This is a genomic window from Streptomyces sp. NPDC029296 (assembly GCF_055569255.1).
Map to the genome: position 1 here is coordinate 90,008 of NZ_JBVHXT010000008.1, position 14,223 is coordinate 104,230.

The following is a 14,223-nucleotide window of genomic DNA, read 5'->3' on the forward strand; positions in this document are numbered from 1 at the left end:
GGCACCCCCGCGCTTCATGCCCCCGGAAGCTACACGCTTGTTCGACGTCGCGCTGCCACTCCAGACGAGAAGTGCCCCGGATCGATGAAATCCGGGGCACCGCAAGGCAGTTCACTCGTTCAGGCGAGTCCGGGGACGGCGCCCGCGTCCGGTCAGCCGCCCGTACCGAACGCCATCACCAGGTACTCCCTGTCGTACGTCCGGTTGGGCTTGTGGGCGAACTGGGCCGCCATGTACAGGCGGCCCTTGCCGAAGAGCAGTTCGGCGTACTCCGGCAGCAGACTGGTCTCCGCCTCGTGCACGGAGCGCTCGGCGGGGTTCTCCAGCAGCTTGGCCGCCTTGAAGGTGCCGCCGTCGATGCTGACGACCTGGCCGCCCTTGTTGTACGGCGGCGCCTTGTAGGCCAGCAGGTTGCCGCCGTCCATGCGCAGCGGGGAGATCGTGTAGCCGTCGCCGGCCTCGGCGCGCTGCCCGGTCGGCTTGCCGGTCCGGAGGTCGAAGGCGACGATCTCGTTCGTCCTGCTGTACTCGGCCTTGCCGTCGTGCGGCTCGGTCATCAGGTACAGCCTGCCGTTGCCGGCGACGACCTGGTTGCAGCCCTCGATGCGGGTGATGCCGTCGCAGCGGCCCCCGTAGGTGTCGCCGGGCGCGGCGATGCGGGCGAGCAGCCGGCCGGTCTCGTGGTCGATGGAGAAGTAGTCCGAGACCCCGCTGCCGTCGCCGGCGGCGTCGCCGACGTCGGCGGCCACCACCAGCGGGTCGGTGGAGACGACGGACGCGTAGTCGACGCCGTCGGGCATCCGGTACTCGGAGAGCACCTTGCCGGTCTTCGGGTCGATGGTCTGGATGTGCAGCTTCCGGTCGTCGTACGAGCCGCACTTGCGGACCGCGACCAGCCGGGTGCCACCGCCGTACCCGGCGTCGGCGCAGGTGTCGCCCGGCTTCGGCTGCCACAGCGCCTTGCCGGAGCCGATGTCGAACGCGGCGCCGCCGTCGGAGCTGCCGACCGCGACCGTGTGCTGGGCGACCGTCACATTCTGGAAGGTGACCGGGTAGTCACCGGACGCGACCGATTTGGTCCACAGTCGCTTTCCCGCGGCCAGGTCGATCGCGGCGACCTGGCTGCATCCGGCGGAGGAGCCCTTCGCGGGCATCCTCGGCTGGAAGGTGACCGCCGTCCGGCCGTCCTCGTCGACGTGGTCGGCGGCCGCGCAGACCGGGCCGGGCAGCTTGACCGTCCACAGCTTGGAGCCGTCGGCCGGGTCGTAGCCGGCGATCTCCGCGATGCCGCTCTTGGCGTACACGGTGTCGGTCAGCCAGGAGCCGGAGGTGACGACCGTGTCGTCCGCCTTGGGCAGCGGCACCTCGAAGAGCACCTTGGCGGCCGGATCGTCCGGCGCCTTCTCCTTGCCGCCACCGCCGCCGGTGCCGCCGGTGCCGCCGGTGTCTCCGGAACCGCCGCTCGTGCCGCCGGTCCGGCCGGCCGAGGAGACGGGGTCGTGGGTGGGGCCGTCGTCCCCGGCGGACGTGGCGTACCAGACGCCGCCGCCGACGATCAGCGCGATGGCGACGACCGCCGCCACCACGATGAACACGGTGGTGCCGCGCCGGCCACCGCCCGCCGTGGGCGGCGGCGCCATCGGCACGGTCGGCGGCTGTCCCGGGCCCGGATACCCGTATCCCGGCTGCGGCCCCCGCAGGGGCTGCGCGGGCTGGGCGTAGGGGTTGCCCGGCTGGGGGGCGAACGCCGGGGGCTGGACCGGCGGCTGCTGGGCGCCGTAGGCCGGGGGCTGCTGGGCGTAGGGGTGGGGCTGCGCGCCGGGCGGGCCGTATCCGGGTGCCGGCGGCTGCGGCGGGTAGCCGTAGCCCGGCTGGGGCGGCTGCGGCGGGTGGCCGGAGCCCGGCGGGGGCGGCTGATGGGGTGGCGGCGGGGGCGGCTGGGTCATGGCGACGGGAACCTCGGTGAAACGCTCGGCGGACGGACGGCGAAGGGGACGGGGGAGGACGGGACCTGGCGCCCGGCTCAGTTGCCGAAGGCCATGATCAGCTTCTCCTTGGAGTCGTCGTCACCGGACAGCCGGCCCGAGGAGACGAACAGCCGCCCGCCGCTCCAGTCGAGGACACCGTCGTAGAAGGCGCCCTCGACGCCGGCGGCGCCCTGGGGGTTGCGCAGCAGCCCGGTCGTCCGGTGCGCGGAGCCGGCGGTCGGCACCGACACCACCTGGCCGCCGGTGTCGTACGACGGCTGCACATACGCGACGAGCTTGCCGCCCTCGCTCTTCAGCGGGTACATCGGCCGGTCGGACGGGGACTTCACCCGCCACTTCTCCTTGCCGTCGGCGAGGCCGACGGCCACGATCTCGTTGGCGCTGACGGTGGCGTCGGTGGGCAGGTAGAGCGTGTCCGCGTCCACCGCGACCCCCTGGCAGCCCTGCAGCTCGCGTTCGAGGATCGCCCAGCCGCAGCGGGGGGCGAACTTCTCGTCCACCGCGACCTCGGAGCGGAACTTGCCGTCCTTGGTGAAGGAGGAGATGTTCCAGGTCTTCTTGTCGCGGTTGGTCAGGTAGACCACGAGCGGGTCGACCGAGTAGGCGCGGCCGACCTCCCAGCCCTTCTTGAGCTTCTGCGTCCAGCGCACCGCGCCGTTCGCCGGGTCCAGCTCCTGGAGCTCCTCGTGCTCGTCGGAGGTGCCGACGCCGCAGGAGGACACCTGGATCAGCCGGTCGGTGCCGCCCGCGAAGGCGGCCGGGAAGCAGGCCGCGCCGTACCGCTTCTTGTCGTACAGCTTCTTGCCGCTGCCGATGTCGTACGCCGTGCCCGACTGGGAACGGCCCACCATCAGCGTCTTTCCGCTGACCGTCAGCTCGATGGTGAGCGCGCTGTCGAACAGGCCGCCGTCGGCGACCTCGCCGCTCCAGCCCTTCTCGCCGGTGCGCAGGTCGATCTGCTGGAGCTGGTTGCACTTGGCGTGGTCGCCGGCGCCGCTCATGTACGCCACGACGACCTTGCCGTCGGCCGACTGGTGCGGGGTGACCGCGCAGATCTTCTGCGGCAGGGAGAGCGGCCCCCAGGCGGTGCGGCCGTCCTCGGTGCCGAAGGCGAAGACCTGCTTGTACGCGGCCTTCACCGCGGTGTCGCCGGTGATCCACATGCCGGGCGCGTCGGCTCCGGACGCGGGGGCGTCGGGGGCCGGCGCGTACCAGAGCACCCTGGCCTCGCCGGGCCCGCGTCCGTCGTTGAGGTGGTCCGGGTCCGCGCCGCCGGAGGTCGTCGGCGAGGCGGTGGCGGAGTGCACCGGGCCGTCGCTGTGCCGGGCGACGGGCTTCTTCCCGCCGCCGCCCTCGTCGTCGCCGCCGGTGACCGCGAACACCGTGCCGCCTATGACGAGCAGCGCGGCGACCGCGGACCCGATGATCAGGGCCGTCTTCTTCCTGGAGGCCGGCGCGGCCCCGGGTATGCCGGGCGCGGCCCCGGGCATGCCCGGGTACGGCGGCTGGGGCGGCGGGCCGTAACCGGGCTGCGGGGCGCCGTACGGGCCAGGCTGCGGCGGCGCCTGCTGCGGATACCCGTAGGGGCCCGGCTGCGGCCGGCCGTAGGGGTCCGGGGCGGCCCCGTACGGGCCGGGCTGCTGCGGGTAGCCGTAGCCCGGCTGGGGCTGCGGGGGCCCGGTGGGGGGCTGGGGCGCGCCGTATCCCGCCTGGGCCGGGGGCGCCTGCGGGGCGCCGAAGCCGGGCGCCCGCGGGGGCGCGGCGGGCGGCTGGGGAGACCCGGCGGGGGGCTGGGGCGCGCCGAAGGCGCCCTGCGGGGGCGGGGGCTCGGGGGCGCCGAAGCCGCCCGGGCCCGGCGGCTGGTCCTGTGGTGTTCCGTAACCGCCGTGCGGCGGCTGGTCGGGCGGCTGGGTCATCAGCGCTCTTCCCCCTCGTTCACTGATTTCTAGCCACGCAGCACGCGACGGACGGCTCTGGGCCGTTTCTCAGACGGTTTTCAGACGGCTCTTTCTATCACCGGCACCGACGGCACACGGGGCCGCGCCCGCCCCTGTTCCCAAGGGAGGACCGGCCCGTGATGCCCTCGTTACGCGCCTTCACGCCCCCTTCACCCGGCGCACGCGCCCGCTTCGCGCGCCGGGTGCGGGGGTCAGGCGTCCTCCGCCAGTTCCAGCCAGCGCAGCTCCAGTTCCTCGCGCTCCCCGGCGAGATCCCGCAGCTGGGCGTCCAGTTCGGCCACCTTCGCGAAGTCGGTGGCGTCGTCGGCGATCCGCGCGTGCAGCTTGCTCTCCTTCTCGGCGAGCTTGTCCAACTGGCGCTCGATCTTCTGGAGTTCCTTCTTCGCGGCACGCTGGTCGGCGGCGCTCTTCTCCGTCGTGGCGGGCTTGGGCGCCGCGGCGGCGGACCGCTCGGCGACCGCCTCCTCCATGCGCCGGCGGCGCTCCAGGTACTCGTCGATGCCGCGCGGCAGCATCCGCAGGGTGCCGTCGCCGAGCAGGGCGAACACCCGGTCCGTCGTCCGCTCCACGAAGAACCGGTCGTGGGAGATGACGACCATCGAGCCGGGCCAGCCGTCGAGGACGTCCTCCAGCTGGGTCAGGGTCTCGATGTCGAGGTCGTTGGTGGGTTCGTCCAGGAAGAGGACGTTGGGCTCGTCCATGAGCAGCCGCAGCAGCTGGAGCCGCCGCCGCTCGCCGCCGGAGAGGTCCCCGACCGGCGTCCACTGCTTCTCCTTGCCGAAGCCGAACGTCTCGCACAGCTGCCCGGCCGTCATCTCGCGCCCCTTGCCGAGGTCGACGCGCTCGCGGACCTTCTGCACCGCCTCCAGCACCCGCCAGGTCGGGTCGAGTTCGGCGACCTCCTGGGAGAGGTAGGCGAGCTTGACGGTCCTGCCGACGGAGATCCGGCCCCCGGCGGGCTGTTCCTCGCCCTCGGTGCGGGCGGCGGCGGCCATGGCGCGCAGCAGCGAGGTCTTCCCGGCGCCGTTGACGCCGACCAGGCCGATCCGGTCGCCCGGACCGAGCTGCCAGGTGACGTGCTCGAGGAGCACCTTCGGCCCGGCCTGGAGGGTGATGTCCTCCAGGTCGAAGACCGTCTTGCCGAGCCGGGAGGAGGCGAACTTCATCAGCTCGCTGCTGTCCCGGGGCGGCGGCACGTCCGCGATCAGCTCGTTGGCGGCCTCCACCCGGAAGCGCGGCTTGGAGGTCCGCGCGGGCGCGCCGCGCCGCAGCCAGGCCAGCTCCTTGCGGATCAGGTTCTGCCGCTTGGCCTCCTCGGTGGCGGCGATCCGCTCGCGCTCGGCGCGCGCGAAGACGTAGTCCGAGTAGCCGCCCTCGTACTCGTACACGTCGCCGCGCTGCACGTCCCACATGCGGGTGCAGACCTGGTCCAGGAACCAGCGGTCGTGGGTGACGCAGACCAGCGCCGAGCGCCGGCCCCGCAGGTGCTCGGCGAGCCAGGCGATGCCCTCGACGTCGAGGTGGTTGGTGGGCTCGTCCAGGACGACCAGGTCCTGTTCCTCGATGAGCAGCTTGGCCAGCGCGATCCGGCGCCGCTCGCCACCGGAGAGCGGTCCGATGACGGTGTCCAGCCCCTTGGGGAAGCCCGGCAGGTCCAGCCCGCCGAACAGTCCGGTGAGCACGTCCCGGACCTTGGCGTTGCCGGCCCACTCGTGGTCGGCCATGTCGCCGATCACCTCGTGGCGGACGGTGGCGGCGGGGTCGAGGGAGTCGTGCTGGGTGAGCACGCCGAGCCGCAGCCCGCCGGAGTGCGTGATCCTTCCGGTGTCGGCGTCCTCCAGCTTGGCGAGCATCCGGATGAGGGTGGTCTTCCCGTCGCCGTTGCGTCCGACGACCCCGATCCGGTCCCCTTCCGACACGCCGAGCGAGACGCCGTCCAGCAGGGCACGGGTGCCGTAGACCTTGCTGACGTTCTCGACATTGACCAGGTTGACGGCCATTTCACTCCTGTGCGCGGGGCGGTATCGACATGCGGCTCCACCGTGTGGGTCAGCCTTCTAGCGTAGGGCTTCGGGGGGTGGGGGCGGGGGGTGAGGGGGTGGTCACTCTCTGTGGTGACGTGATCGGGATGCGGCCGCTACGGTGGGGAGGCAGGCCGCAGGATCCCGTCCATGGGAGGAACCATGACTGCCGAGCCGCAGATTTCCACAGCATTGTCATCGACCTGCTGGTAAGCGGCCTCCGCCGGACGGTGCCCCCGAGGTTCAGGGTCCGCCGCGAGATGACCATCGTCATCGATCGCAAGAACGCGCCCGGGCCGGACGTCTCCCTGCTTCGCGCGGAGGCGGTCACCGAGCGCGGCCAGACGTCGTTCCGAGCCACCGATGTCGTCCTCGCCGTGGAGGTCGTTTCGCCGGAATCGGAGTCCCGCGACCGCGACACCGAGCCACGCAAGTACGCCGCCGCGGGGATCAACCACTTCTGGCTGGTGGAGATGGCGGGAGAGGACGAGCGGCCGGTCGTCTACGTGTACGAGCGCGATCCGGTCACCAAGAGCTACACGGTCACCGGAATTCACCACAACCGGCTGAAGGTCTCCGTCCCGTTCGACATCGACATCGACCTGACCGCCATCGGCAACCTCTGAACCTCAGAGAACCGTCGCCCCCGCCACCGGCCCCGCCGCCACCCGCACCGCCCCGCACGTCCCCGACGCCCGCAGGGCTTCGGCCACCTTCTGAGCCGCCCCGGCGTCCCGCACCAGGAACGCCGTCGTGGGACCGGACCCGGAGACCAGCGCGGCCAACGCGCCCGCGCCGCGCCCCGCCGCCAGCGTGTCCGCCAGCTCCGGGAACAGGGACAGCGCCGCCGGCTGGAGGTCGTTGGAGACGGCCGCGGCCAGCGCGTCCGGGTCGCCCTTGGCGAGCGCGGCCAGCAGGTCCGGCGAGGCCACCGGCTCCGGGATCTCCCGGCCCTGTGCGAGCCGGTCGAACTCGCGGAACACCGCCGGGGTGGACAGGCCGCGCCCGGCCATCGCGAACACCCAGTGGAAGGTGCCGCCGACCTCCAGCTCCGTCAGCCGCTCGCCCCGCCCGACGCCGAGCGCCGCCCCGCCGACCAGGCTGAACGGCACGTCGCTGCCCAGCTCGGCGCAGATCTCCAGGAGTTCCTCGCGCGAGGCGCCCGTGCCCCACAGCGTGTCGCACGCGAGCAGCGCGCCCGCGCCGTCCGCGCTGCCGCCCGCCATGCCGCCGGCGACCGGGATGTCCTTGGCGATGTGGAGGTGCACGTCCGGCTCGATGCCCCGGCGCGCGGCGAGGGCGAGCGCGGCGCGCGCGGCGAGGTTGGTGCGGTCCAGCGGGACCTGGTCGGCGTCCGGGCCCTCGCAGGTGATCCGGAGTTCCTCCGCCGGGGTCACCGTCACCTCGTCGTGCAGGCCGACGGCGAGGAAGACGTTGGCCAGGTCGTGGAACCCGTCGGGGCGGGCGGCGCCCACCGCGAGCTGGACGTTGACCTTGGCCGGGACGCGTACCGTGACGCTCACTTGCCGCTCTCCTTGTGTTCGGCGATCCGCGCGAACTCCTCGACCGTCAGGGACTCCCCGCGCGCCTGCGGCGAGACCCCGGCCGCGACGAGGGCCGCCTCGGCCGCCGCCGCGGAGCCGGCCCAGCCGGCGAGCGCGGCCCGCAGGGTCTTGCGGCGCTGCGCGAACGCCGCGTCGACCACCGCGAAGACCTGCTTCTTCGAGGCGGTCGTCCCGATCGGCTCGGTCCGCCGGACCAGGGACACCAGTCCGCTGTCGACGTTCGGCGCCGGCCAGAACACGTTCCGGCCGATGGCCCCGGCCCGCTTCACCTCGGCGTACCAGTTGGCCTTCACGGACGGCACGCCGTACACCTTGTTGCCGGGGGCGGCGGCGAGCCGGTCGGCGACCTCGGACTGCACCATCACCAGCGTCCGCTCGATGCTCGGGAAGGTGTCGAGCATGTGCAGCAGCACGGGCACGGCCACGTTGTACGGCAGGTTCGCCACCAGGGCCGTCGGCGCGGGGCCGGGCAGCTCGGCGACCTGCATCGCGTCGGAGTGGACCAGTGCGAACCGGCCAGCGCGCTCGGGCATGCGCGCGGCGATGGTCGCCGGGAGGGCCGCGGCCAGCACGTCGTCGATCTCGACGGCGGTGACCCGGTCGGCGACCTCCAGCAGGGCGAGGGTGAGCGAGCCGAGCCCGGGGCCGACCTCCACGACCACGTCGTCGGGGCGGACCCCGGCGGTACGCACGATCCGGCGGACCGTGTTGGCGTCGATCACGAAGTTCTGGCCGCGCTGCTTGGTGGGGCGGACGCCGAGCGCTGCCGCGAGCTCACGGATGTCGGCGGGGCCGAGGAGGGCGTCGGGGGTGGGGCTGGTCACGGGACAAGGGTACGGGGGTGCGGGGGGCCGGGGTGCCAGGCACCCGGCCCCGGCCGCGGGCCGGCCGCGCGGGACTACCCCCGCAGCCTCGCGCCGCAGAGCGGCCAGGGGCTCGCCCCCCGCCGCACGTACAGCTTCTTCGCGCGGAACGTCTGCTCCTGCGGGGAGGCGTCCTGGGGGCGGCCCTTGCCGCCGAGGCCGTGCCAGGTGCGGGTGTCGAACTGGTAGAGGCCGCCGTAGGTGCCCGAGGGGTCGACCGCGTCGGGGCGGGCGCCGGACTCGCAGACGGCGAGGGCGTGCCAGTCCAGGTGGTCGGCGTCGTGGACGGAGGCGGGCCGCGGCCGGGTGCCGACCTTCACCACCTGGGTGCGGGGCGCGCGGACCAGCTCGGTCCGCTCCGGGCGCGGCCGCTGCCGGACGCCGTTGACGGTGCGCACGTAGTAGACGGTGCGGCGCAGTCCGGGGCGGCCGGGCCGGGTGACGACCTCGGTGCCCCGGAAGAGGGTGGGGTCGGTGATCCGTACGGCCGGGAACGGGATCTGCTCCTCGTGGACCTCGCGCCGGCCGGTCACCCGCAGCACGGTCACCGTCTGGCCGTCGCGCGGGAAGCCGTCCCCGGGAACGGACAGGGTGTCCTGGCCGCGCAGGATGATCCCGGCCTCCTCGACCACCTCCCGGACGGTGGCCGCGTTGGTGCGCACGAGGCGGGTCCGGCCGTCCGCCATGACGGTGACGGCGCGCTCGGTGCGCACGTCGAGCGCGAGCCCGGCGCGTCCGATGCGCTGGGAGCGCGAGGCGGACAGGTAGGCGCCCTCGGCGCGGACGCCCAGCTGGTCCAGGGCGCCCGCCACGGTGCGCGCCGTCGTCCACACCTGCCGGCTCCGCCCGTCCAGGGTGAGCCGTACGGGGCGGCCGTAGCGCACCGCGACCTCGTCGCCGCTGGTGAGCGCCGTGCCGGGGGCGGGCGCGACCATGTCGTGCGCCCCTACGCGCACGCCCTCCTCGGCGAGCAGCTCGCCCACGTCGTCGGCGAAGGTGTGCAGGGTGCGCGGCCGGCCGTCGACGCTCAGCTCGATCGCCTTGTCCTTGGCGACGAAGGCGCTGGTGCCGCCGGCGAGGAAGGCCACGACCAGGGCCTGCGGCAGCAGGCGGCGCACGGCGGATTCCGGCCGCTCGCCGCCGCGCGCCCGGCGCCGGCGTGCGCCGCGCCCGCCCGGCTCACCGGCCTCGCTCTCCGTCCGGAGGCCGTCCGTGCCGTGCCCGCGTGCCCCGTCCCCCGGCGGCGCGCTCCCGCCCTGCCGCGGGAGGGCGGGCGGCTCGCCCGCCCGCGCGTGCGCCGGCAGTTCCCGCACCGCCGGGCCGCGCGCGGCGCCGGGGCGGTACGCCTCGTACGTCTCGTACTGCGACTTGCTCACGCCGACACGCTCCAGAGAGGCCAGAGGGGTCCGGATCGGGCCACCAGAACCTAGCGGAGCTCCGGTCACTCTCCAAAGCGGCACGACTACGCACGGTCGCGTGCCGCGGGCGCCCGGCGGCGCCCTCGTGACGGTCAGTAGTCGAAGGCGCGGGCGGTGTTCGCGGCCAGGGCCGTCGCCAGCGCGTCCTCGTCGATGCCGCGCACGGCGGCCATCGCGCGGACCGTGACCGGAACGAGATACGGCGCGTTGGGCCGTCCGCGGTACGGCGCCGGGGTGAGGAACGGCGCGTCGGTCTCCACCAGGACCAGGTCCAGCGGGGCGACGGCGAGGGCGTCCCGGAGGTTCTGGGCGTTCTTGAAGGTGACGTTCCCGGCGAAGGACATGAAATAGCCCTCGCGGGCGCAGATCCCGGCCATCTCGGCGTCGCCGGAGTAGCAGTGGAAGACGGTGCGCTCGGGGGCGCCCTCCTCCTTCAGGATCCGCAGCACGTCGGCGTGGGCGTCGCGGTCGTGGATGACGAGCGCCTTGCCGTGCCGCTTGGCGATCTCGATGTGGGCCCGGAAGGAGCGTTCCTGCGCGGCCTTGCCCTCGGGGCCGGTGCGGAAGTGGTCGAGGCCCGTCTCGCCGACGCCCTTGACGTGCGGCAGCGCGGCCAGCCGGTCGATCTCGGCGAGGGCCTCGTCCAGCGCCGCGTCCCCGCCCGCCGCCCGCGCCCCCTGCCGGGACCATCCGTCGGGATCGCCGTGGACGATCCGCGGGGCCTCGTTGGGGTGCAGGGCGACGGCGGCGTGGACGTTCTCGTGCGCGGCGGCGGTCTCGGCGGCCCACCGCGAGCCCTTGATGTCGCAGCCGACCTGCACGACCGTCGTGACGCCCACCGAGGCGGCCTTCGCCAGGCCCTCCTCGACCGTGCCGGACTGCATGTCGAGATGGGTGTGGGAGTCGGCGACGGGCACCCGCAGGGGTACCGGAAGCGGCGGGGCCGCGTTCTTGTCGTCGCCCTTGGAGCTGTGGCCGGCGTTCGAAGGCATGCCCCGATCCTACGAAAGGGGCAGGCCGCGGCCGGCCGGTGCTCCGCTCAGCCGGCCTTGCGGTGGAACGGGTGCAGCAGGTCGGACAGGTGCCAGTGGTGCGACGGGCCGGCCTGACCCGGCGCCCGGGGCACCTCGACCGGGCCCGCCGCCGGCACCCGGTGCGGCCCGTCGGCCGCGGCGCGCACGGCGGCCACCTGGCCCGCGCGCATGATCCGGACGAGGTGACCGTCGCAGTTCTGGCAGACCGGCCGGGTCAGCGGCGACGGCACGATCCGGCCGTCGGTCACGTACCGCACGAACCGCTCCCCCTCGGCGTTCGTGTGGTGCTCGATGGCGTACGACTGCTCCCAGCCGTGTCCGCAGCGCATGCAGGCGAAGGCGTACGACGCTATGTCACTCATGCCGGCTCCCTTTCGGAGGGGTGCGTCTTCTCGCCCAGTGGACGCCTCCGGTGGCGCGAATGCATCCGTCCTGCCGACTGTTGGCCCCGATTTGGCCCCTACTTGCCCAAGCGGGCCGATTGGGACGAGTGGGCTTTGCCCACCAGGCCGGTACTTTGCCGGCGTATGGGGGCGCCGCCCACGGCGTCCCCCGGCGCGACGAACGTCACCCGCCGGCCCGCTTGGCGGCGACCACCGCGTCGAAGACCACCCGCTTCGGCACCCCCGCCGCCACCGCCACCGCAGCGATCGCCTCCTTGCGCCGCTCCCCGGCCTCCTCCCGGACCCGGACCCGGCGCACCAGTTCCTCCGCGTCCAGTTCCTCCGGTCCGGTCTCCGGCGCGCCCTCGACCACCACGGTGATCTCCCCGCGCACGCCCTCCGCGGCCCACCGCGCCAGCTCGGCCAGCGGGCCGCGCCGCACCTCCTCGTAGGTCTTGGTCAGCTCGCGGCAGACGGCGGCCCGGCGCTGGTCGCCGAAGACCTCGGCCATCGCGGCGAGGGTGTCGTCGAGCCGGTGCGGGGCCTCGAAGTAGACGAGGGTGCGCCGCTCGGCCGCCACCTCGCGCAGCCGCGACAGCCGCTCGCCGGCCTTGCGCGGCAGGAAGCCCTCGAAGCAGAACCGGTCCACGGGCAGCCCGGACAGCGCGAGCGCGGTGAGCACGGCGGACGGGCCGGGGACGGCGGTGACCCGGATGTCCTGCTCCACGGCGGCGGCGACCAGCCGGTAGCCGGGGTCGGAGACGGACGGCATGCCGGCGTCGGTCACCAGCAGCACGCGTGCGCCGCCGGCCAGCTCGGCGACCAGCTCGGGGGTGCGGGCGGACTCGTTGCCCTCGAAGTAGGAGACCACGCGGCCCTTGGGGGTGACGCCCAGCGCCTGGGTGAGCCGGCGCAGCCGCCGGGTGTCCTCGGCGGCGACCACGTCGGCCGCGGCCAGCTCCTCGGCCAGCCGGGGCGGCGCGTCCGCGATGTCGCCGATGGGGGTACCTGCCAGGACAAGGGTTCCAGTCACCCGTCCATCCTCCCAGGGCTCCGGGGTGCCCGGGAACGCGGAGGAAAACGGCCGTGTCCGGATTCGGTGGCGCGCATGCACGGGACTCGCACAGGCCGGTTCCCTACGATGGCGCGGTGACCAGTACCGCGTCCTCCATGGACCTCCGGCAGGGCCGGGCACCGCACGACCGGCGGCCGTCGTGGCAGCAGCGGCTGCGCCGATTCGGGTACGCGCCGGGCAAGGACGCGCCGGCCGGTGACGTGCGCGACCGGCTGGTGCCGCCGTACGCGCAGCCGAGTCCCCGGCTGTGGCGGACGCTGGGCGCCTCGCCGGTCCTGGCGGAGCGGATCACCCGCTGGTCGGGCTGGGGCGGGCCGCTGCTGGTGACGCTGATGGCGGGCCTGATGCGGTTCTGGCACCTGGGCAGTCCGCGGGCGGTGATATTCGACGAGACGTACTACGCCAAGGACGCCTGGGCGCTCGTCCACCGCGGCTTCGAGGTCAGCTGGGACCAGTACGGCAAGAACGCCAACGACATGGTGCTCCAGCAGCACGGCGGCCTGGCGGTGCCGACGGACCCGGCGTACGTGGTGCACCCGCCGGTCGGCAAGTACGTGATCGGGCTCGGGGAGCTGCTGTTCGGGTTCGACCCGTTCGGCTGGCGGTTCATGACGGCGCTGCTCGGGACGCTGAGCGTGCTGCTGCTGTGCCGGATCGGGCGCCGGATGTTCCGCTCGACGTTCCTCGGCTGCCTGGCGGGCGCGCTGATGGCGGTGGACGGGCTGCACTTCGTGATGAGCCGGACGTCGCTGCTGGACGGCGTGCTGATGTTCTTCGTGCTGGCCGCGTTCGGCGCCCTGGTGGTCGACCGGGACCGGGCGCGGGAGGCACTGGCCGCCACGCTGCCGGCCGGGCCGGACGGCCGGGTGCGGCCGGACGCGGCGGTCGCCGACGCCTTCCGGTTCGGCTGGCGGCCCTGGCGCTGGACGGCGGGGGTGATGCTGGGCCTCGCGGTGGGCACGAAGTGGAACGGCCTGTACGTGCTGGCGGCGTTCTGCGTGCTGACGGTCCTGTGGGACGTCGGCACCCGCAAGGTGGCCGGTGCCCGTCACCCCTACCTCGCGGTCCTCAAGTACGACACCGGGGCCGCCTTCGTGGCGACGATCCCGGTGGCGCTGGTGGTCTACGTGGCCTCCTGGACGGGCTGGATCCTGTCCCCCACCGACGGCACCGGCGGCTATTACCGCAACTGGGCGGCCACCGACGGCAGGGGCGGCACCTGGTCCTTCCTGCCGGACTGGCTGCGCAGCCTGTGGCACTACGAGCACGAGGTGTACAAGTTCCACGTCGGTCTCGACCAGCCGCACACGTACCAGTCGAACCCGTGGAGCTGGCTCGTGCTGGGCCGCCCGGTGTCGTACTTCTACGAGTCGCCCGGCCCCGGCACCGACGGCTGCCCGGCGGACGCGGGGCAGAAGTGCGCCCGGGAGGTGCTGGCGCTCGGCACGCCGCTGCTGTGGTGGGCGGCCTGCTTCGCGATCGCCTACGTGCTGTGGCGCTGGGCGCTGCGCCGCGACTGGCGGGCCGGCGCCATCGCCTGCGCCGTCGCGGCCGGCTATCTTCCGTGGTTCCTGTACCAGGAGCGGACGATCTTCCTCTTCTACGCGGTCGTCTTCGTGCCGTTCCTGTGCCTGGCGGTGGCGATGACGACCGGCGCGGTCATCGGCCCGCCGCGCTCCACGGACACCCGCCGGGTGATCGGCGCGACGGCGGCGGGCGTCCTGGTCCTCCTGATCGCCTGGAACTTCATCTACTTCTGGCCCCTTTACACGGGCACCGCGATCCCCATCGACTCGTGGCGGTCGCGGATGTGGCTGGATACGTGGGTTTAGCCGGGCGGTGCCGGGCGGGCCCGGGCTGGGGCAGAATCGGGCGTGTTCGGCGCGGGGGGCCGGGGGTCCGGCGCGCTGTGGTGACG

General features: G+C 73.8%; 11 protein-coding genes. 2 read left to right on the plus strand and 9 right to left on the minus strand.

The window, feature by feature from the left end:
• Positions 1–152: 152 nt before the first annotated feature.
• The 3 genes from ACZ4W9_RS09250 to ACZ4W9_RS09260 all read right to left on the minus strand — a co-directional run bounded on the left by ACZ4W9_RS09250 (position 153) and on the right by ACZ4W9_RS09260 (position 5,946).
• Entirely contained in the window at positions 153–1,946 is a 1,794-nt protein-coding gene (locus ACZ4W9_RS09250) for an outer membrane protein assembly factor BamB family protein (protein WP_467934303.1), read from the minus strand.
• A 77-nt stretch (positions 1,947–2,023) separates the two neighbouring features.
• Positions 2,024–3,904 (minus strand): outer membrane protein assembly factor BamB family protein, encoded by a 1,881-nt coding sequence (locus ACZ4W9_RS09255; RefSeq protein ID WP_467934304.1) that lies wholly within the window; start codon positions 3,902–3,904, stop codon positions 2,024–2,026.
• Between the two features lie 233 nt (positions 3,905–4,137).
• Positions 4,138–5,946 carry an ABC-F family ATP-binding cassette domain-containing protein gene (locus ACZ4W9_RS09260; protein WP_467934306.1) on the minus strand — a complete coding sequence of 603 codons (1,809 nt, stop codon included), beginning with the start codon at positions 5,944–5,946 and terminating at the stop codon, positions 4,138–4,140.
• Between the two features lie 128 nt (positions 5,947–6,074).
• Between ACZ4W9_RS09260 and ACZ4W9_RS09265 the strand changes: the two genes are divergently transcribed.
• Positions 6,075–6,593 (plus strand): Uma2 family endonuclease, encoded by a 519-nt coding sequence (locus ACZ4W9_RS09265; RefSeq protein ID WP_467934444.1) that lies wholly within the window; start codon positions 6,075–6,077, stop codon positions 6,591–6,593.
• Between the two features lie 3 nt (positions 6,594–6,596).
• Here ACZ4W9_RS09265 and ACZ4W9_RS09270 read toward each other — a convergent pair whose 3' ends face one another.
• The 6 genes from ACZ4W9_RS09270 to rsmI form a co-directional block, all read right to left on the minus strand.
• Positions 6,597–7,490 (minus strand): 4-(cytidine 5'-diphospho)-2-C-methyl-D-erythritol kinase, encoded by an 894-nt coding sequence (locus ACZ4W9_RS09270; RefSeq protein ID WP_467934307.1) that lies wholly within the window; start codon positions 7,488–7,490, stop codon positions 6,597–6,599.
• Positions 7,487–8,356 (minus strand): 16S rRNA (adenine(1518)-N(6)/adenine(1519)-N(6))-dimethyltransferase RsmA, encoded by an 870-nt coding sequence (gene rsmA, locus ACZ4W9_RS09275; RefSeq protein WP_467934308.1) that lies wholly within the window; start codon positions 8,354–8,356, stop codon positions 7,487–7,489. The genes ACZ4W9_RS09270 and rsmA overlap by 4 nt, the downstream gene beginning before the upstream one ends.
• 74 nt (positions 8,357–8,430) lie before the next feature.
• Positions 8,431–9,771, minus strand: a complete 1,341-nt coding sequence (locus tag ACZ4W9_RS09280) for a ubiquitin-like domain-containing protein (protein ID WP_467934310.1) — start codon at positions 9,769–9,771, stop codon at positions 8,431–8,433.
• 134 nt (positions 9,772–9,905) lie between these two features.
• Positions 9,906–10,805: a TatD family hydrolase gene (locus tag ACZ4W9_RS09285; RefSeq protein WP_467934311.1), complete on the minus strand. Its 900-nt coding sequence runs from the start codon at positions 10,803–10,805 to the stop codon at positions 9,906–9,908.
• A 47-nt stretch (positions 10,806–10,852) separates the two neighbouring features.
• Positions 10,853–11,209 (minus strand): hypothetical protein, encoded by a 357-nt coding sequence (locus ACZ4W9_RS09290; RefSeq protein WP_467934312.1) that lies wholly within the window; start codon positions 11,207–11,209, stop codon positions 10,853–10,855.
• Between the two features lie 205 nt (positions 11,210–11,414).
• Positions 11,415–12,263, minus strand: a complete 849-nt coding sequence (gene rsmI, locus ACZ4W9_RS09295; protein WP_467934314.1) for a 16S rRNA (cytidine(1402)-2'-O)-methyltransferase — start codon at positions 12,261–12,263, stop codon at positions 11,415–11,417.
• A gap of 116 nt (positions 12,264–12,379) precedes the next feature.
• On the opposite strand from rsmI, the gene ACZ4W9_RS09300 reads away from it, so the two are divergent.
• The gene (locus tag ACZ4W9_RS09300; RefSeq protein WP_467934315.1) at positions 12,380–14,137 is read left to right on the plus strand and encodes a dolichyl-phosphate-mannose--protein mannosyltransferase; all 1,758 of its coding nucleotides are present in this window, start codon (positions 12,380–12,382) and stop codon (positions 14,135–14,137) included.
• The last annotated feature ends 86 nt before the right edge of the window (positions 14,138–14,223 follow it).